Here is a 19185-nt window from a genome sequence, read left to right as displayed (position 1 = left end):
AGACGGGGCAGAGCTCGAGCCGAGAGGTTACTAATCTTCGGCAAAGCGGACTAAACTCGTGCCAAATGTCCTACGGGACTGATGGACCAGTATGACGCGCAGCCCAAAGCCGCTCTCACCCAGCCTGTAAGACAGTCTTACTGTTTAGGGGCTCACGCCATATGAAATCGCCTTCCCAGACCAACGCAATTGACTTCGACAGCGCCAAATTGCAACGCCTGGGCTTTGGTCAGCAGCCTCCCCTTCTGGAGCGGCCCGTCAGTCTTGCGCAGTTGCGTCAGGAGCTGGGCCTGCAACTGCAAACCAGTCTTGAGCCGCAACGTATTCTCGGACTTTTCTTCCGTGAAATTCAGCGCCTTGTACCGCTGGATGCCTTGAATTATGAGCATCAGCCCAGCGACTTGCGCCTGCAGTTCGGCCAGCGAGGTCATCATTCGATCAGCTACAGCCTCAGTCATGAAGGCGAGCAATTGGGTGAACTGGTGTTCCGTCGCAATCAGCGTTTCAGCGATGAAGAGCAAGGCCATCTGGAATCGCTGTTATCAGCGCTTCTCTACCCGATGCGCAATGCCCTGCTCTACCGTGCCGCCACCCAAAGCGCCTTGCGCGACCCGCTGACCGACACCGGCAATCGCATCGCGATGGATCAGACGCTGCAACGGGAAATCGAGATGTCGCGCCGACACTCACAGCCCCTGTCGCTGCTGATGCTGGACATCGATCACTTCAAACAGATCAACGACACCTACGGGCACAGCGCCGGCGATGAAGTGCTCAAGGCCGTCGCGGCCTCGATCAAAAGCCAGTTGCGTAACGTGGACATGGTGTTCCGGTTTGGAGGCGAAGAATTCATGATCCTGCTGTCCAACACCAGCCGGGAAGCCGCGGCCATGGTCGGCGAACGACTGCGGTTCGCTGCGCAGGCCCAGGACTATGTGGCCGAAGGCAAGACCATCGAACTGACGGTCAGCCTGGGTTGCTCGACCCTGCTGCCCGGCGAGTCTGCCGAGAGCCTGTTGCGACGAGCCGACAGTGCGCTGTATGTGGCCAAGCGCGAGGGGCGTAACCGGTTGGCGATGGCGGGGTAGATATTTTTGAAGAGATCGCAGCCTACGGCAGCTCCTACGAGCTGCCGTAGGCTGCGTCTTTTAGCTCTCGGCCAACGCCATCCGCTCACGGACTACCGGGGCTTTTGCCGCCAGCTCCAACTGCATGCATCGCTCCAGGAACAGGTACATGTAGTCGTAACTTTTGCAGACTGCCTGACGCAATTCCATTTGCAGGGATTTGCTCGGGTTCAGCCCCGCCAGGGTGCAGATGATTTCCAGCGCTTCCCAAGGATGGGCATCGTCGTACTGGGCGTGCATCTTCAACCACTTCATGGCCCGCTTGCGATCCTCCTCGGGGAACGACGCCGCGTAGACGCCACTGGAACAAACCAGCGCCGACCACTCCCCGGTAGCACCCTCGATGGCATAGTTGGTGGCGGCGATAGCCACGATCAACGAGTCCGACGAACTGGTGTGCCAGCACCAGTGACTCAAGGCGTGAAGTTCAGGGGCAACCTGTTGCGCCTGCAGATCTTCCAGGCTGATACCGTGAGCACGGCTCCAGTGCACCCAGTAATCGGCATGGTTCAGTTCGACGCGAATATTGCGCATCAGCCAGCGACGCGCCATGTCTTCGCCGGGGTGGCGTGCAAAACGGGTCTTGGCCAGGTTCTGTGCCATGTATAAGGCGAACTGTTCGACCACCGGCCAGCCACCAATGAGGTACTGACGCATGGTTTTTGCGCTGAGCTTGTTATCGCGCATCCGCTGGTACAGTTCATGTTCGACGACGCGGCGCTTGCTCTCACTGCAATCCTGAATCAATTGCTGAGCCCAGGCGGGGTAACTTGCAGCTTCCATGAGGGGTCCGGTTCTGTTGAATGTGTCGATCACTGTCGCGCTCCTTTTGATTGTGATTTCAAGATCGACAGGAGCTTTCAACGGAATGTGCCGGGCGCCTTGAATAACAAAGGCCGGGGCCTGGCAGGACGACTTTGTAAACTGTCGCAGGTAAACAGATGCGGGCGTTCAATCAGATACCCTTGAGCGTAATCCACCCCGATCTCCAGCAATGCCTGCTCGATCTGAGGTGTTTCAACGAACTCGGCAATCGTACGCTTACCCATGACATGCCCGATGTGATTGATCACTTCGACCATGGCGCGGTTAATCGGGTCGTCCAGCATATCCTTTACGAAACTCCCGTCGATCTTCAGGAAGTCTACAGGTAAATGTTTCAGGTAAGCGAATGAGGACATACCGGCACAGAAGTCATCTAATGAGAAGTGGCAACCTAAGCCTTTGAGTTCATTAATAAATCTAATTGCGCTAGGCAAATTGGAAATCGCGCTGGTTTCTGTAATTTCAAAACAAATCATTTCAGGCGGAATTGAATATGCAACAAACTGTTCACGAAGGAAGTCCAGAAACGCCTCATCTCCGATAGTAATACCTGACAGATTTATCGCACACATGGCCAGCGGCTCTTCGCCCTCTTGGGCGATGGCCTGGGCAATGACCTTGAAAACGTTCTCCACCACCCAGCGGTCAAGCGACGTCATCAAACCATAACGCTCGGCGGCCGGAATGAAACTGTCCGGCAGAATCATGCGCCCGGCTTCGTCATGCAGGCGCAGCAGGATTTCGATATGTCCGCCGTCCCGCTCGCCAAGACCCAGAGGCGCGATTTCCTGGGAGTACAGGCAAAAGCGGTCCTCCTCCAACGCCATGTGCAGGCGCTGCACCCAAGCCATCTCGCCATAGCGCAGGGACAGTTCCGAATCGTCGGCGTGATAGACCTGAACCCGGTTGCGGCCCTTTTCCTTGGCCATGTAACAGGCCATATCAGCGGCTCGCAGCGAGGCCTCGAGGGTGGCCGGACTCTGAGTGACGTGCACCAGACCAATGCTCACCGTGGTCACGAACGGTCGGCCTTTCCAGACAAAATGCAGGTTCTGCACAGTCTGGCGCAGGACTTCGGCAATTTTCTCAGCCGCTTCCGGCGCACAGTTTTCCAACAGAATGCCGAACTCGTCACCACCCAATCGGGCCAGGGTGTCGCCTTCGCGCAATCCTGATTGCAGCAACGCACAAATATGCCGCAACAACTCATCGCCGGCAGCATGACCGCAGGTGTCGTTGACCAGTTTGAATTGATCCAGATCGAGGAACATCAAGGCGTGACGCCCCGCTTGTCGCATCAGGCCATGCAGGGCCTGTTCCAGGCGATATTCGAATTCGCGGCGGTTGGTCAGCCCGGTCAAGGCGTCATGGGTCGCCTGCCAGGACAGATTGGCGATGTACTGCCGCTCCTGGGTCATGTCATGCAGCACCAGCACGGTGCCACTGACCTTGCCCGCGTTACGGATCGGCGCACCGACCAGGGTGACCGAAACCGTGCTGCCATCCAGTCGCTGGATCAGTTTGGAATGTTCGCTGCCGCCGCTGAGCTGGCCGCTCAAAATGTGTTCGATCAAGGTAAAACCGTCGGCCTGAGCGTTCTCGTCCAGCAGATTGAACAGCGCCGCCAATGGCAACCCCGTCGCCTGTTCGGCCTTCCAGTGAGTCAAGGCCTCGGCGGCCGGGTTCATGTAGGCAATCGCGCCCTCGACGTCGGTGGTGATCACCCCGTCGCCAATCGATTGCAGGGTGATCTGCGCCCGGTCTTTCTCCAACTGCAAGGCATCGGCGAAGGCATGCCGCTGTTCGAGCAGTTTGTGGGTACGCAGCAACGCCAGCACGATCAGGCCCAGCGCGGTGGCGAGGTTCGTCGCCAGCAGCAGCCGGAGAATCATGCGCGAGCCCTCGCCCAAGGCATCGCTGAACGCTTTGGCAGGGGGCGTCACACCATCGTTGATGGCCAAAATCTGCACCTTCCAGCGCTTGATGTCGGCATCGGTGGCCTGGTTATCGACGATACCCTGATGCATTTCCCGCGCGACGTCATCGAGCCGCACTAGGTACGCGTCACCGATCGTCCAGAGCTCGATGGCTTTTTCCAGGTAACTGAAATGCCGGAAATTGAGGTACAGCCAAATCAGGCTGGGGACGTCGTCCGGGTGATTGCCGCCCTTGAGAATCGCGAGCCGCGCGGCCTCGATATTCGGTGGCTGATGATCCAGCGCCATACGCAACTCATGGCCGCCCTGAGGCACGGCAATCGCGTTCTGGTATTTGAGAAAAATCGTCTCGTCGCGACTGTCGGCGTAGAGATTGAGGTAATAGATGGCGTCTTTCTGGCCCTTGGACCACAGGCTCTCACCGCCGACGTAGCCACGAACCGCGGAAAGAACGTAAAGACTGACGCCGCCCAACAGTGCCTGAAACAACACAACGGCAATAAATGGCCAGACGATGCCCAACAGCCGTGGCGTTCCGAGAGTCCGCGCTTGATTCATGAGGTCCCTTGTTTTAGCACCGCCAGATCATCATCCAACGTGATCGCTACAGCTAGACTAGGGTGCGTTCTCGAAACCGGCAAGCAGAGGATCGACCTCAACGCCGTACACGTGCGCCCCATATAGATATATACCGCCAAGGCCAGTTTGGAGATCTGTTTACTGGGCACTTCGGGCTCCCCCTATCCGTTACGGGATCCCTTTCAAAGGAGTGCAACATGACAGAGACGTCTTCACCTTCACCCGATCAACCGGCGCTGTCACCGGCAGACGAAGAATTTCGCGCCAGACAGGCTCTGGGACTCGACGACGGCCCGGATATCGAAAACTTCGGCCTGCGCACCACCGCCCAGGATCGACGAGGGTTCAAGCTTATTCAACGCGGGGCCCCCAACCTCGCGCAACACATGACCATCGACACTTACAAGGCAAAACGCATCGATGTTCAAATCACCAACATCGTGAAGGCTTTCCTGAATGGCAAGCGTTCGTTAATCGGTCATCTCGGCGCCTCTGTACTGGCTTCCACCTCCATGGATCAACTGCGAGCAACGCCGTCAGTATTCCTCCAGCGAATACTGAACACAGTCGAAGCGAAAGAGCTGGGGGACAGGCTGCTCAAGATGCTCAGGTGGTATGGCGCAGGCCCTGGCGAACAAACTTCGGCGTCCGTGCGCCATCAGCTCGTATGCAAAGCCATATGCCTTTACTTGCAAGCCCCGTCAGCGGATGAGCCGCAGGAAGTCGCCGGATTCCGCTGGCAAGACACGGCTCACTGGGGCAAAAGCTACCAGGCCCTGCGCAGCGATTTTGAACAGCACTTGCTGCGCACCAACCGGGTGACCGATGCAAAAGAGGCGGCCTTTCTCGCGCGGGTGTTCGAGACCCGCCTCTCAAAGGACTTCGCTGTGCGCGATATCCCGTCCGACCTTCCTTACAAAAGTTCGGTGGTGTGGGTGAACTTCATGCACGGCGTGCTGCTGGCAGATGAACTCGGCCTTGATCGATTGCAAGCGCTGTCCTTTCAACAACTCGTCGACTTGCCCCTGAGCCGGAGCGCCGACGCCTCGCCCGAACAACTTGAGCAGATAACTCGACTGAGGATGGGGCCGGCACTGGAATGGGCGGTCTGCTGCGGCATCGTTCAATCGCGAACAAAATCCGATTACGACGAGGACGATATGAAGCGGGCGATGGCGGCGCTGGAAAGCCACAGCAAGAGCCTGAACAACGCCATTATGGCACTGGACTTGCCACCCCCTGAAAGATTGAAGATGGCCAAACGGGTAAAGGATGATCTGTTTGGCGAGGCCATGTTCGAATCGGACGGGCTCAAGTTGCTGCGCGATGATCCACCGAGCGGCGGCCCCAAAGACACACCCTCATTGAAGCTGCCAGGCTATGCATTCCTGGATGTCTATGCCGACGGCCAATTCGATGACAAGAGAAAATGGTTTGTAACCCGGTCCGACGGAAAAACACGAACCCGTCACTGGATCAAGATCGACGACAAGCGAATCCTGCGTCATGAGGAACTCTTTCGCAAGGATCATGAGGGGATCGAAAGGCGTGTGATTACCAGATACGGAGGCAAGACGTTGCCCGATATCAACACGCAGTTTGAAACAGACTTCACAAACTACCTCTCGAAAATCAGGACGGCCTATCAGCCCCTGATCGCCAGTTTGCTGACCTCACTGCCACTGACCGACCGCCAGGCCCTTGAACGGGGTGACGTCCGCTTGCTGAGCCTGCACCTGGACGAAAAACTCATCAAGGCAAGGGGAGACATCCGGCCAAGAAAAGGTTTCGTTCTACAGGTGACCCACAATCATGAAATTACCTATTACGAACTGATCCCGAGTGCTGGCGTCATTCGTCGTCGACCCCACCTGAGAGTTTCAACAGTCAACGGGGTTCGCACCACGTTTCCATTGCACGCCTCGATCCCCGGACAAACATATACTCCTGAAATCAGCACTACGCTGCTTCTCGATTGGGCCGCTCACTTAAATGGCACGCAGCCTGCTGACAGAGCGTACTGCGTGGCGATCCTCGGCGTGGTAGGCGACGTGCCCACAGTTGTATCGCCAATCGCAGCCGTTAACGATAGCGAAGTAACAGCGCTGGCATCCTCCCGTTTGAATGCAGTGGCCCACTACATTGCAACGAACTTCCTGTTCGTCGACGAACAGCTATTGCGTACCCAGTCTCGCGGCGTGACGGCATTCGACACCATCAGGACCAGAAGCGAACAAAGGATCAGTACGACCCTCGAAATAGCCAAAGGGCTTGTACCCTTCTGGGGCAGTATCGAGGACATTTTGTCGGGCAAAATTGAGCAGATACTCATAGGCGTAGCCGGAGTCGTGCTGGACCTGGCTTCATTCCTCACCCCTGTCGGGAAATTCATGTCAGGTTCGGTGCGGCTGATCAAGGCGGGCGCCAAAGCCTCGCAAATGACCGTCAAAGCAAGTCTGCCTTCCTTTTCAACATTGACCCGAAAACTCCTGACCGCTTCCCTGAGCAACCTCAATCCGCTGGATGGGGTCCCGACACTACTCAAGACACTGGGAAGCGGTGCGTGGAAAGGACTGCATACGGCGGGACGCATTGGTGTTAGCGGGTTCAAGAAACTGACAGGACACGCCGACAGCTACCGACTGGTGCACAACCTGCCCCAGACAACCGATCCGGGGCGCTGGAAGCCGCTGGCAAGCGGTGATCGACTGGCAACGGTCAACGGTGTCGATGATGTACTTGTGCGCAATACCAGCCCATCGGACCTGACCCGATTCCACCCCGTCGATCCAGTGACATCCTTGCCCTACGGCCCCCGCCTGCACAATCACAGCAAAAACCTCGTACAGGGCCGGTCAACCTTCAAAACGTTATCTCCTACCGAATCCCACGTCCTGGTAGAACTTCCGAAAGACGCCCATGTCCGTGAAGTACTTGAGGTCGATGGTCGAACCACGCTGTTCGTTGATGACATTCCCTATCGTCTGGACGGCAACCAACTGCGCCGTGCCGACTTGATTGATGATCAGGCAATGTTCAGATCCTTGCCTTGCCGGGTACGTCGCGCCCCTGGTCCCGAGCTGTGTCAAACAAGCTACGTCACTCGCGACCCGGCTCCTACCCCTGCTATCGCTACTTTCGATGAAACCAAAGGCTGGGCCCCCTGGTTCGGAGACGCCATTTACACCCCCGCAACAGGCAGGACACCGATGCAAGTGTCCTCAATAGCTGCCAATTCGTCCCTCAAGGCCGTACTGGAGTTTCAGAAAGGGATGTATGGGCGGGTCATGGTCAGCGTTCCCGTATCCGGGCAAAAACTCGTCGATAAATTTCGCGTGGGCGCAACTATCGTAGAGTCAATCGACGGTTCAAAACATTACGTGTTCACGCGGCTGAGCGCGGGAGACTTTTACGTTACCTCGCGCGCAAAGGGCCAAAGCGTTAAAGACCTCCTGACCTTCAGAAAAGCCGACACCCTTCCTGACGAACTGAGGAAAGAGTTAATGGTGGTGTACACCGGCTCACTGAACTCCAATAACATGGTAAGAATCCATGGCCAGGAAGCGGTGGAGCGCGCATTGAGAGCCATGGATGAAATTGCCATTTCGATCGGTAGCCATGCCAATCCGCCCGATACGCTCAGATTGCTCAAGGTCGATACCAGCCCAGCAGAAGCGGCCCTGTTCGATCACTCCACAAGAATGATCATCAGGAACTCCACCGATGGCGCCGCGACCTGGTCGTTGTCCAAGGCTACGCCGGACAGCGTGCGGGATACGACTGCGGAGGTTTTCAACACACTGTTTCAGAAAACCGTCATAACCTTGGAGTCGTCGGTTCAGGGCGGACCCAAGGCATTAAAAATCGATGACACAATGCGGCAACTACAAGAACTTATCAGGCAAAAAACCGGTCGGCCTTTGCACAACCCCAGGAACATTGCGTTCGTCGAAATCAAGACCAAGGCAGGGGTGCGTGAAGTGTATGTCAGCGTATCCGGTAGCAAGCGTGACACCGGCTTTTTGCCGTTGTTTGCCAAAAACAGAAATATGGATGAAGTAAAAGTCGGCAGTACGAGTTACTTCAATATAGATAATGGAATGCGCTTCCCGGAGACGGCACTTAGCGTAACTCCCCAAGGCAAGCTACAGGCGATCCCCCACACCATCGACAATATTGAGACGTACACGCCTGCGCTCACATCTCGCCCCACTTCGCTGGACACCGAAAGCAAGCTCATCAGCGTCATACGAACCAAATACCCTGACCCTAAAGATCTTGATTCCATCACGATAGCCACCACTATGGCGCCTTGCGACTCATGCGCCGTCGTCATGAAGCAATTTGGTTATGACGGTAGCCCTGGTGCACTGCAAGTGACCTGGAAATGACTTCGCGACTTTATCAGTGCTGCTGCAAATGCCCATACAGCTTGGCGTACAAACCACCATCGGCAATCAACTGCTGATGGTCGCCATCCTCGGCAACCTGCCCGCCATCGAACACCAGCACCCGATCGGCCTGCTTCACGGCCGACAATCGATGCGCAATGATCAACGTGGTGCGGTGGCTCAAGAACCGCGCCAGCGCCTGGTGCAGGTTGTACTCAGTGGCCGCGTCCAGCGCGGACGTGGCTTCGTCGAGGATCACCACTTTGGGCTCGGCCAACACCATTCGGGCAATCGCCAGGCGTTGACGCTGCCCGCCGGATAAACGCACGCCGGATCGCCCGACGATACTGTCCAGGCCATTGGGCAGTTCACGCACAGTGTGTTGCAACTGAGCAATTTCCAGTGCCTGCCAGCAGGCCTCGTCACTGCGTTCGCGGCCCATGGTCAGGTTGGCGCGCACGGTGTCGTTGAACAGGGCGGGATGTTGCAGGACCACGGCGACATTTTCGCGCACGGTTTCCAGGCCGATCTCTTGCTGAGTCGAACCACCGAAACGGATAGTCCCGGCCAGCGGCGTGTACAAGCCCAGCAGCAACTGCACCAGGGTACTTTTGCCTCCACCGCTGGCGCCGACAATCGCGACTTTTTCACCGGGGGCAATCGACAGGTTCATTTGATTCAGCACCAACTCGTCGCCGTAGCCGAAACTCAGCCCCTGCACTTCGATGCCCACCGTGTCGCGCCCTTGGAACGGATCGACACTGCCGGTGTATTGCGGCTCGTCGGCACGGGCCAGCAACTCGTTGATCCGCGACAGCGCACCACCAGCGGCATAAAAGGCGTACTGCAGATTGAGCAGCTGTTCCACCGGACCGATCATGAACCACAGGTAGCTGAACACCGCCAGCATCTGGCCGATGGACAGGTCGGAAAACAGCACGGTGAGCATGGCCGCGGCGCGGAAAATATCGATGCCGAACTGGAACAGCAAACCGCTGGCCCGATTCGATGCATCGGTTTTCCACTGCGAGCTCACCGCGTAATCGCGCACTTCCCGCGCTCGCTGCCCCAACCGTCCGAGGAAAAAACCCTGACGATTACCGGCACGCACTTCCTGGATGGCGTCCAGGGTTTCGGTCAAGGCTTGGGTGAAGCGTGAGGTGCTGTCGTTCTCGAGCTTCTTCAGATGTTTGACCCGCTTGCCCAACTGCACCGTGGCGTAGATCACCAGCGGGTTGAACAGCAGGATCAGCAGCGCGAGTTTCCAGTGCATCCACATCAGGATCGATGCGGTGCCCACCAGTGTCAGCATCGCCACGAGGAAACGACTGAGGGTTTCGCCGACGAATTTGTCCAGCGTGTCCAGGTCGGTGACCAGATGCGTGGTCACCGTGCCACTGCCCAGGCTTTCGTATTCGCCCAGCGAGATGCGCTTGAGCCGGTCGATCAACCGCACCCGAATCCGATACACGATGTCCTTGGCCAGCGCCGCAAACAATTTCGCCTGCACCACGTTGAACAACAACGCGGCGCAACGCAGCGCCAGGGTCACCAGCAGCATCAGGCCGATATAACCCGCGGCTTTCTGCCAGACGTCGGGCAGCGCGTGGTTCATGATTTTCAGCGCAACGTCACCATGCCCCAGCAGCACTTCATCCACCAGCAACGGCAACAGCAACGGGATCGGCACGCTGCACAGCGTTGCCAATACCGCAACGCCGTTGGCAATCCACAGGGATTTTTTATGGTGTAGGGCCAGGCGGCGGACTTCCGCCCAGCTCAGCCGATCGACACGTTTGGGAGCTGCTGCATCATCGGGCAGATCATGCACAGGCAGCGCGCTCCAGCCAGCGGCCGAGCAACGGTGACAACTCGCTCAAGGGCTGATAGCCATTGGTCAGCAGCGCCAATTGACCATTGCGCTCTGCCAGCAAGGTCGGAAAACCGGCAATACCCAGGTCCTGGACCCAAGTGAAATCGGCGGCGGTCGCAGCGTGCTGATCGGCACGATCGAAGGCTGCGGCAAATTCGATGCGTGGCAAACCGGCCTGCTCCGCCAGTTCCACCAACACGCTGGCACGGGTAACGTCGCGACCTTCAGCATAGAACGCATGCTGGATCAGCCCGAGCAGTGTCCAGGCGCAATCCGGCGCCAGGCTGCGCGCAGTCACCAGCGCCCGACAGGCAGGCTCGGTGTCGTAGACAAACCCGTCGGGCAACGCGCCTTCAAACTTGAACGGCTGGCCGGTGGCCTCGTGAACCGCCTGCCAGTGCTCAAGAATATAGCGCCGGGTGGTCGGCTCCAGCGCCGCGCCACTGCCGGTGCGCAAACCACCCACCACCAGATGCAACTCCACACCCGCCGCCTGCGCCTGCTCAACCAGCGCTTTGGCCACCGGAGCGAAGCCCCAGCACCAGGAACACATCGGATCCATCACATAGAGCAGGCGTGCAGACATGGTTCAAGCCTCGGAAGCGGATTGCTTGTAGTTGTAACCGATCGGGTGCGGCATGTTGCGCGCCTTGGCCAGTTCGATCTGCTTCTGCCGGTCGATGGCACTGCGACGGGTTTTCTCGCTCAGCTTATCCCAGCAATGCGGGCAACTGATGCCGGCCACATAGTGCTCGGATGCGCGGTCTTCAACGCTGACGGGCGTACGACAGGCATGACATTGATCGTAGTCGCCTTCGCTGAGATCGTGACGAACGGTCACGCGGTTATCGAACACGAAGCAGTCGCCCTGCCATTTGGTTTCTTCCTGCGGCACCTCTTCGAGGTACTTCAGGATGCCGCCCTTGAGGTGATAGACCTCGTCGAAACCCTGGCTGAGCATGTAGCTCGACGCCTTCTCGCAGCGAATGCCGCCGGTGCAGAACATCGCGACTTTCTTGTGCACGGCCGGGTCGAAGTTGGCTTTGATGTAGTCGGGGAATTCGCGAAAACTGGTGGTCTTCGGATCGATGGCGCCTTCGAAGGTGCCGATCGAGACTTCGTAGTCATTACGGGTGTCGATCAACAGCACTTCCGGATCGCTGATGAGCGCGTTCCAGTTCTGCGGATCCACATAGGTGCCGACCTTTTTGTTCGGGTCCACGCCCTCAACGCCCAGGGTGACGATTTCTTTCTTGAGTTTGACTTTGGTGCGGTAGAACGGCTGTTCGTCGCAGTACGACTCTTTGTGGTCGATGTCGTCCATGCGCGGGTCGTTCTTGAGCCAGGCCATCAGCCCGTCGATGCCTTCGCGGCTGCCGGACACGGTGCCGTTGATGCCTTCTTCGGCGATCAGCAGCGTGCCTTTGATGCCGTTGTCGATCATCGCTTGCAGCAGTGGCTCACGCAGATCAACGTAATTTTCCAGGGTGACGAACTTATACAGTGCCGCCACGACAATCTGTTGTGTCATGGGTGATTCTCCAGGTGGCTACCCTCGTAAGGGGTGAACCGGATGCGAAAAAAAACGCGCCGGGTAAGCGGCGCGTTGCGGATTCTAGCAAAAAACCAAGGGTTAATGCTTGCTGCCGCCAGCACAGGTCGGCGAGGCCGGAGCCGCATCGATCTGCGCCCATTCCTCCGGCGTGTAGGTATGCAGCGCCAACGCATGGAACTCGCCCATCAGTTCGCCCAAAGTGCCGTACACCTTCTGGTGACGCTTGACGCGATTGAGCCCTTCGAACTGCCGGCTGACCACCACCGCCTTGAAGTGGGTCTGCAACCCACGGCTGTGCATATGGCTTTCATCCAGCACTTGCAGGTGCTCGGGCTGTAGCAGCCCCAGCGTCGATTCGATGCGTTGTTGCATGGTCATACCCGGCTCCGCTTAAGGCTTTTTCTTGGCTGCAGGAGCAGCGGCGCCGGCTTTAGGATCCAGCTCGTTAGTCATGTCTGCCAGCAGTTTGTTGACCACAGGCACCGCGCTTTCCAGCTTGGCTTGAGTCATCTGGGCCGATTGCTGAGTCAGCTGCGGCATTTTTTCCAGGACTTTCTTGCCCAGTGGCGACTGGTAGAACGCCACCAGATCCTTGAGCTCGGATTCGCTGAAGTTGGTGGTGTAGAGCTTGACCATGTCCGGCTTCAGCTTGTTCCAGCCAATGGCTGCGTCCAGCGCTGCGTTGGCCTTGGCCTGATAAGTTTCCAGAACGGCTTTTTTCGACTCAGGGGCTTTGGTCTGTTCAAAGCGCTGAGCGAACATTTGCTGCACTTGCATGTACACCGGAGTGCCCAGTTTGTCAGCGTGCGCCAGGGTCAGGAAAGCTTCGGCACTGGCGTTGTGGCTGGCGGTATCGGCAAAAACCTGGCCGCTGGCGCAAACCAGTGCAACCGCGGTACAGATGGCACGAAGACGAGTCATCGAGTTTCCTTTTCTAGCAGGCGAGGTATAACCCCAAGGGCGCCCATTCTGCGCCTAAAAAAGTGTGTCGCTCAACCCCAAGCCTTGTCGCGACTGATTTTGAGGGGTTGAACGGTCAAATTCCAGACTGATGGAACCACGACCGGCGATCACAGCCTAAACTGCGCTATCAGACCTACAGGAGTGTGCATGATGAGCCGTATCGAAACCGACAGCCTGGGCCAGGTGGAAGTCCCGGATGACGCTTACTGGGGCGCTCAGACGCAACGCTCGCTGATTAATTTCGCCATTGGCAACGAACGCATGCCGCTGGCTGTGTTGCATGCCCTGGCCCTGATCAAGAAAGCCGCGGCACGCGTCAATGATCGTAATGGCGACCTGCCCGCCGACATCGCCCGCCTGATCGAACAAGCGGCCGACGAAGTGCTCGACGGCCAACATGACGACCAGTTCCCGCTGGTGGTCTGGCAGACCGGCAGCGGCACCCAGAGCAACATGAACGTCAACGAAGTGATCGCCGGTCGCGCCAACGAACTGGCCGGCAACCCGCGCGGTGGCAAGAGCCCGGTGCACCCCAACGATCACGTCAACCGCTCCCAGAGTTCCAACGACTGCTTCCCCACGGCTATGCACATCGCGACGGTTCAGGCGGTGCAACAGCATTTGCTGCCGGCGATCGCTGAGTTGTCCGGCGGCTTGGCGGAGCTGTCCGCGCGGCACATGAAACTGGTCAAGACCGGTCGTACCCACATGATGGACGCCACGCCGATTACCTTCGGTCAGGAACTCTCGGCGTTCATCGCACAACTGGATTACGCCGAGCGGGCAATCCGCAGCGCGTTGCCGGCGGTCTGTGAACTGGCCCAGGGCGGCACCGCGGTCGGCACCGGGTTGAACTCACCCCACGGTTTTGGCGAAGCGATCGCCGCCGAACTGGCCGCCCTCTCCGGCCTGCCGTTCGTCACCGCGCCGAACAAATTCGCCGCACTGGCCGGTCATGAGCCACTGACCACGCTGTCCGGCGCCCTGAAAACCCTCGCTGTGACCCTGATGAAAATCGCCAACGACCTGCGCGTGCTGGGCTCCGGACCACGAGCCGGTTTTGCCGAGGTGAAACTGCCGGCCAACGAGCCGGGCAGCTCGATCATGCCCGGCAAGGTCAACCCGACTCAGTGCGAAGCCCTGTCGATGCTGGCCTGCCAAGTGTTGGGCAATGACGTCGCCATCGGTTTTGCCGCCAGTCAGGGGCACCTGCAATTGAACGTGTTCAAACCGGTGATCATCCACAACCTGCTGCAATCGATCCGCTTGCTGGGCGACGGCTGCAGCAACTTCCAGCAGCATTGCATCGCCGGCCTGGAACCGGATGCCGAGAAAATGGCCGAGCATCTGGAACGAGGCTTGATGCTGGTGACGGCGCTGAACCCGCACATCGGCTACGACAAATCAGCCGAGATTGCCAAGAAGGCCTACAGCGAGGGGCTGACACTGCGTGAGGCGGCGTTGAAGTTGGGGTATCTGACCAATGAAGAGTTCGATGCGTGGGTGAGGCCGGAGAATATGCTGGAGGCAGGGGCCAAGGGCTGATTATCCCTGATCGTTCCCACGCTACGTGGGAACGATCACTCAACCGCCATTTTGATCTTTCTGGCACGAAGCCCGGCGATCAACGATGGCCCCAACGCCACCAGCGCCGACCCGAGCACCACCAGCACCGCCCCGCCATAACCCAGACCGTTGATCGTTTCGGCATGCACAAAATCAGGCCATAACCAGGCCGCCACGGCCACCGCGGCAAAGGTCACCAGCGGCGTGATCGCCAGCGTCGCGCTGACCCGCGACGCTTCCCAATGGGCCAGGGCTTCGGCGAAGGCGCCATACGCGATCAGGGTGTTCAAGCAGCACGCCAGCAGCAGCCAGCCTTGCAGCGGGCTCAGTTGCAGTGCTTCCAGCGGATGCACCCACGGCGTCAGCAACAGCGCGCAGAACAGGTAAATCACCATCATCACCTGCAACGAATTCCACACCGTGAGCAACTGCTTCTGGCCCAAGGCATAGAAGGTCCAGACCGTCGACGCCAACAGCACCATCAGCACACCCGCGGTGTAATCGGTCAGGGAGGTGAGCAACTCGCCCAGGCGCTGATTGAAGAACAGTGCAAAGCCGATCAGCAGCACCAGCAGGCCAATCCCCTGCCCCACGCTGAAACGCTCCTTGAACACGAACAGACTGGCGATCAGCAACATGATCGGGCCCATCTGCACCACCAGTTGTGCGGTGCCGGCGCTGAGCAGGTTCAGGCCCATCAGGTACAGCACGTAGTTGCCGACCAGTCCGAGTACCGCCATCAACACCAACCAGCCACCGCGCGGGCCGAGGACTTTGCGACTCGGCAAGCGTCTGGTCGCCGCCAGATATATGAACAGGCACCCGCCGGACACCATCAGGCGAAACCAGGTCACTGTCACTGGGTCCATCACCAGCAGCACTTGCTTGAGTTTGATCGGCAGAATTCCCCACAACAACGCGGTCAGCAAGGCCAGGAATAAACCGTACACCCAGCGACCCGATGAAATATGCATGCTGCCCCCGAAGCCCATTGGCAAGAATGCTCATTCTAGGCTCAGACCGAAGCGCGACACAGGGACAGTTGCCCTCGGGCCGCGAATGAAACTGTGCGGGTCGCACCATGACATTGACGGGATGCCGTCGATCAGCTCGCCAGGCGTTGCAAAGGGTTCATGCATAAGCTCATTGAAACCGCCCTCTGCAGGAGATCGCCCATGTACGGCATGCGCGCCCAGGACACCACCCCCGCCACGCACTTTCGCTGTGACCGGTTGTGTCGTGTCAATGGGGAGTTGTATTTCACCACCCGGGAACAGACCCTGGAGGGGCCGTTCGATAATCCGGCGACGGCCGAGAAGGAGATCCAGGCTTATATCGAGCGGATGCAGGCTTTGAGCATGAACATGTCATCGAGATGACAACACCCGCGAGCATAACTGCTCTCGCGGGGTGTAAGCGCAACATACAAGGAGCGAGGCTTGCCCGCGAAGGCGACCTCACGGAATTACCGCACCGCCTCAAACAACCCCGTAGCCCCCATCCCGCCCCCCACGCACATGGTAACGATGCCGTAACGCAGGTTACGCCGCTGCAACTCGCGCACGATGTGCCCGACCTGACGCGAACCGGTCATGCCGAACGGGTGGCCGATGGAAATCGAGCCGCCATTGACGTTGTATTTGTCGTTGTCGATTTCCAGCCGATCGCGGCTGTACAGGCATTGCGAGGCGAACGCTTCATTGAGCTCCCACAAATCAATGTCGGCAATCTGCAACCCCTTGGCCTTGAGCAACTTCGGCACCGAGAACACCGGGCCGATGCCCATCTCGTCCGGCTGGCACCCGGCCACGGTGAAACCGCGAAAGAAGGCTTTGGGCTTGAGCCCCAGCGCCAGGGCTTTTTCCAGGCTCATCACCAGGGTCATCGAAGCACCGTCGGACAGCTGCGAAGAGTTGCCGGCCGTTACTGAGCCGTCTTCGGCAAACACCGGTTTCAATCCCGCCAGGCTTTGCAGGGTGGTGTCGGGGCGGTTGCAGTCGTCGTGATCGACAATGCCGTCGAGGATCTGCACCTGGCCGGTGGCCTTGTCTTCAACGCGATACTTCACCGCCATCGGCACGATTTCATCGTTGAACAACCCGGCGGCCTGCGCCAGAGCGGTACGTTGCTGGCTTTGCAGGGCGTACAGATCCTGCTCCTCGCGGCTGACGCTGTAACGACGCGCGACGATCTCGGCCGTCTGGCCCATGGGGAAATAGATACCTGGCACCTGCTCTTTCAGCAGCGGGTTGATCAGGTGATCGGTGTTGACGCTTTTCATGGTCAGGCTGATCGACTCGACACCGCCGGCGACGATGATGTCGCTGCAACCGGAAGCGATCTGATTGGCGGCAATCGCGATGGCCTGCAAGCCCGACGAACAGAAGCGGTTAAGGGTCATGCCACCCGTGCCGATGCCCAGGTGCGACAGCACCGCGACGTTGCGACCGATGTTGTAACCCTGGGCACCTTCGTTGGAACCGGCGCCGACGATGCAATCCTCGACGCTGGCCGGGTCGACGTCATTGCGCGTGAGCAGCGCGTTGACACAGTGGGCCGCCATGTCATCGGGACGGGTCATGTTGAACTTGCCGCGAAAGGATTTGGCCAGGCCGGTCCGCACGCTGTCGACGATCACCACTTCACGCATGGCATACACCTCATTGTTGTTGTCAGTCGGGAGTTGGATCGAGCATAAGCCCCACTCATGACTGACCGCGACAATCATTCACCCCGCGTATGCGTAACCATCGGCTCAGCGCTTGCGCTTTTGCAGTTTCTTCTCCCGTTTGTCGGACTTTTCGAATGCTGCTTCCAGCGCCTCATTGAGGGTGCGCAATACCTTGACCCGCGCCCAGCGCTTGTCGTTGGCCTCCACCAGGGTCCAGGGCGATACCTCGGTGCTGGTGCGGTCGACCATATCGCCGACCGCGGCGCGGTAATCGTCCCACTTGTCGCGGTTACGCCAGTCGTCTTCAGTGATCTTGAAACGCTTGAAGGGGATCTCTTCGCGCTCCTGGAAGCGCTCCATCTGAGTCTGTTTGTCGATGGTCAGCCAGAACTTGACCACGATCACCCCGGCATCGTCGAGCTGCTCTTCGAAGTCGTTGATCTCGCTGTAGGCACGCAACCAGTCCGCCTCGCTGCAAAAACCCTCGATGCGCTCCACCAGCACCCGGCCATACCAGGAACGATCGAACACAGTGAATTTTCCCCGCGCCGGAATATGCCGCCAGAACCGCCAGAGATACGGCTGCGCCCGTTCTTCTTCGGTAGGCGCGGCGATCGGCACGATGTTGTACTGACGTGGGTCGAGTGCCGCGGCCACCCGACGGATCGCCCCGCCCTTGCCTGCCGCGTCGTTGCCCTCGAACACCGCGATCAACGCGTGACGACGCATGCGTTTGTCGCGCATCAGCCCGGAAAACCGTGCCTGCTCGGTAATCAGTTGCTCTTCGTAATCGTCCTTGTCCAGGTTCAGGGTCAGGTCCAGGCTGTCGAGCAGATTCACGTGATCGACGCTGGGAGACAAGGGCGCGGCACTGACTTTGTGCGGGTGAATCCTGGGTCTCTTGAGCGCGCTCTGCAGGCCCTCGAGCAGAATCTTGCCGACCGCCAGGCTGCGATAACGCGCATCCAGGCCAGCAATCACGTGCCACGGCGCGTAGTCGCGACTGGTGCGGCGCAGCACCCGTTCGCCGTACTTCACGAACTTGTCGTAGGTCGCGGATTGTTGCCAGTCCAGCGGGCTGATGCGCCAGCTGTGCAGCGGATCGTCGTTCAGCGCCTTGAGCCGCGCTTTCATTTGTTTCTTGGAGAGGTGAAACCAGAATTTGAAGATCAGCGCGCCTTCGTCGCACAACATCTTCTCCAGCCGTTCGGCGCCGTTGATGGCTTGATCGAGTCGCGGATCCTTGAACAAACCATGAACCCGCCCTTGCAGCATCTGGCTGTACCAGTTACCGAAGAAAATCCCCATGCGCCCCTTGGCCGGGAGCATCCGCCAATAGCGCCAGGCGGGTGGTCGAGCCAGCTCTTCGTCGGTTTGCTGGTCGAAGGTGCGGACCTCGATCAGGCGCGGGTCCATCCATTCGTTGAGCAACTTGACCGTCTCGCCCTTGCCGGCCCCTTCGATGCCGTTGATCAAAATGATCACTGGAAAACGGTGTTGCTGCCGAAGTTCGAACTGCGCTTCGAGCAAGGCTTCACGCAGGGCCGGCACTTCGGCTTCATAGGTTTCTTTGTCAATGGCATGACCGATTTCGGCGGATTCGAACATGGAGACACTCCTTCCAGGATTGAGCAAGACTAGCGGATTCGCCGCACAACCTGTAGGAGCGAGGCTTGCCCGCGAAGAACGATGACGCGT

14 protein-coding genes are annotated in these 19185 nt (G+C 58.6%); 4 read left to right on the top strand and 10 right to left on the bottom strand.

Annotation, left to right across the window (positions count from 1 at the left end; translation table 11 throughout):
* The first annotated feature begins 161 nt into the window (after nucleotides 1-161).
* A complete protein-coding gene (locus FFH90_RS08990) occupies nucleotides 162-1088 on the top strand; it encodes a GGDEF domain-containing protein (RefSeq protein ID WP_018929860.1) in 927 nt (308 codons plus the stop codon).
* 60 nt (nucleotides 1089-1148) lie between these two features.
* Here the strand turns inward: FFH90_RS08990 and FFH90_RS08985 are convergent, their stop codons facing one another.
* Together FFH90_RS08985 and FFH90_RS08980 are read right to left on the bottom strand one after the other, a co-directional pair.
* Complete coding sequence (locus FFH90_RS08985) at nucleotides 1149-1910, bottom strand: TenA family transcriptional regulator (RefSeq protein ID WP_218584820.1); 762 nt, start codon at nucleotides 1908-1910, stop codon at nucleotides 1149-1151.
* Between the two features lie 77 nt (nucleotides 1911-1987).
* Complete coding sequence (locus FFH90_RS08980; protein ID WP_064616650.1) at nucleotides 1988-4447, bottom strand: EAL domain-containing protein; 2460 nt, start codon at nucleotides 4445-4447, stop codon at nucleotides 1988-1990.
* A gap of 218 nt (nucleotides 4448-4665) precedes the next feature.
* On the opposite strand from FFH90_RS08980, the gene FFH90_RS08975 reads away from it, so the two are divergent.
* A complete protein-coding gene (locus tag FFH90_RS08975) occupies nucleotides 4666-8859 on the top strand; it encodes a deaminase domain-containing protein (RefSeq protein WP_111454900.1) in 4194 nt (1397 codons plus the stop codon).
* Between the two features lie 13 nt (nucleotides 8860-8872).
* On the opposite strand, the gene FFH90_RS08970 is transcribed toward FFH90_RS08975, so the two are convergent.
* The 5 genes from FFH90_RS08970 to FFH90_RS08950 all read right to left on the bottom strand — a co-directional run bounded on the left by FFH90_RS08970 (nucleotide 8873) and on the right by FFH90_RS08950 (nucleotide 13208).
* On the bottom strand, nucleotides 8873-10690 hold the full coding sequence (locus FFH90_RS08970) for an ABC transporter ATP-binding protein (RefSeq protein WP_111454901.1): 1818 nt from the start codon (nucleotides 10688-10690) through the stop codon (nucleotides 8873-8875).
* Nucleotides 10683-11285, bottom strand: a complete 603-nt coding sequence (locus FFH90_RS08965; protein WP_172901241.1) for a DsbA family protein — start codon at nucleotides 11283-11285, stop codon at nucleotides 10683-10685. The genes FFH90_RS08970 and FFH90_RS08965 overlap by 8 nt, the downstream gene beginning before the upstream one ends.
* Nucleotides 11286-11321: 36 nt before the next feature.
* Entirely contained in the window at nucleotides 11322-12263 is a 942-nt protein-coding gene (locus FFH90_RS08960) for a rhodanese-related sulfurtransferase (RefSeq protein ID WP_018929865.1), read from the bottom strand.
* 102 nt (nucleotides 12264-12365) lie between these two features.
* Nucleotides 12366-12665, bottom strand: coding sequence for a BolA family transcriptional regulator (locus tag FFH90_RS08955; protein WP_007939900.1), 300 nt, complete (start codon nucleotides 12663-12665; stop codon nucleotides 12366-12368).
* A 12-nt stretch (nucleotides 12666-12677) separates the two neighbouring features.
* Complete coding sequence (locus FFH90_RS08950) at nucleotides 12678-13208, bottom strand: DUF2059 domain-containing protein (RefSeq protein ID WP_018929867.1); 531 nt, start codon at nucleotides 13206-13208, stop codon at nucleotides 12678-12680.
* 192 nt (nucleotides 13209-13400) lie between these two features.
* Here FFH90_RS08950 and FFH90_RS08945 point away from each other — a divergent pair, with 192 nt between their 5' ends.
* Complete coding sequence (locus FFH90_RS08945) at nucleotides 13401-14795, top strand: class II fumarate hydratase (RefSeq protein ID WP_018929868.1); 1395 nt, start codon at nucleotides 13401-13403, stop codon at nucleotides 14793-14795.
* Nucleotides 14796-14830: 35 nt separating this feature from the next.
* Here the strand turns inward: FFH90_RS08945 and FFH90_RS08940 are convergent, their stop codons facing one another.
* Nucleotides 14831-15790 (bottom strand): DMT family transporter, encoded by a 960-nt coding sequence (locus FFH90_RS08940; RefSeq protein ID WP_111454912.1) that lies wholly within the window; start codon nucleotides 15788-15790, stop codon nucleotides 14831-14833.
* A 201-nt stretch (nucleotides 15791-15991) separates the two neighbouring features.
* On the opposite strand from FFH90_RS08940, the gene FFH90_RS08935 reads away from it, so the two are divergent.
* On the top strand, nucleotides 15992-16195 hold the full coding sequence (locus FFH90_RS08935; protein ID WP_138867015.1) for a DUF6316 family protein: 204 nt from the start codon (nucleotides 15992-15994) through the stop codon (nucleotides 16193-16195).
* Between the two features lie 86 nt (nucleotides 16196-16281).
* Here the strand turns inward: FFH90_RS08935 and FFH90_RS08930 are convergent, their stop codons facing one another.
* Nucleotides 16282-17466, bottom strand: a complete 1185-nt coding sequence (locus FFH90_RS08930; protein WP_138867014.1) for a thiolase family protein — start codon at nucleotides 17464-17466, stop codon at nucleotides 16282-16284.
* Nucleotides 17467-17571: 105 nt separating this feature from the next.
* Nucleotides 17572-19095, bottom strand: a complete 1524-nt coding sequence (gene pap / locus FFH90_RS08925; RefSeq protein WP_028938966.1) for a polyphosphate:AMP phosphotransferase — start codon at nucleotides 19093-19095, stop codon at nucleotides 17572-17574.
* Between the last annotated feature and the right edge of the window lie 90 nt (nucleotides 19096-19185).

Source organism: Pseudomonas sp. ATCC 43928, from assembly GCF_005938665.2.
GTDB lineage: Bacteria > Pseudomonadota > Gammaproteobacteria > Pseudomonadales > Pseudomonadaceae > Aquipseudomonas.
Note: the sequence above shows the minus strand (reverse complement) of the source record. Positions and strands in the feature narration are given on the sequence as shown.

Coding starts and splice junctions, on each gene's coding strand:
- FFH90_RS08990 (WP_018929860.1), top strand. CDS start 162: ATGAAATCGCCTTCCCAGACCAACGCAATTGACTTCGACAGCGCCAAA.
- FFH90_RS08985 (WP_218584820.1), bottom strand. CDS start 1,910: ATGGAAGCTGCAAGTTACCCCGCCTGGGCTCAGCAATTGATTCAGGAT.
- FFH90_RS08980 (WP_064616650.1), bottom strand. CDS start 4,447: ATGAATCAAGCGCGGACTCTCGGAACGCCACGGCTGTTGGGCATCGTC.
- FFH90_RS08975 (WP_111454900.1), top strand. CDS start 4,666: ATGACAGAGACGTCTTCACCTTCACCCGATCAACCGGCGCTGTCACCG.
- FFH90_RS08965 (WP_172901241.1), bottom strand. CDS start 11,285: ATGTGTTCCTGGTGCTGGGGCTTCGCTCCGGTGGCCAAAGCGCTGGTT.
- FFH90_RS08960 (WP_018929865.1), bottom strand. CDS start 12,263: ATGACACAACAGATTGTCGTGGCGGCACTGTATAAGTTCGTCACCCTG.
- FFH90_RS08955 (WP_007939900.1), bottom strand. CDS start 12,665: ATGACCATGCAACAACGCATCGAATCGACGCTGGGGCTGCTACAGCCC.
- FFH90_RS08950 (WP_018929867.1), bottom strand. CDS start 13,208: ATGACTCGTCTTCGTGCCATCTGTACCGCGGTTGCACTGGTTTGCGCC.
- FFH90_RS08945 (WP_018929868.1), top strand. CDS start 13,401: ATGAGCCGTATCGAAACCGACAGCCTGGGCCAGGTGGAAGTCCCGGAT.
- FFH90_RS08940 (WP_111454912.1), bottom strand. CDS start 15,790: ATGCATATTTCATCGGGTCGCTGGGTGTACGGTTTATTCCTGGCCTTG.
- FFH90_RS08935 (WP_138867015.1), top strand. CDS start 15,992: ATGTACGGCATGCGCGCCCAGGACACCACCCCCGCCACGCACTTTCGC.
- FFH90_RS08930 (WP_138867014.1), bottom strand. CDS start 17,466: ATGCGTGAAGTGGTGATCGTCGACAGCGTGCGGACCGGCCTGGCCAAA.
- pap (WP_028938966.1), bottom strand. CDS start 19,095: ATGTTCGAATCCGCCGAAATCGGTCATGCCATTGACAAAGAAACCTAT.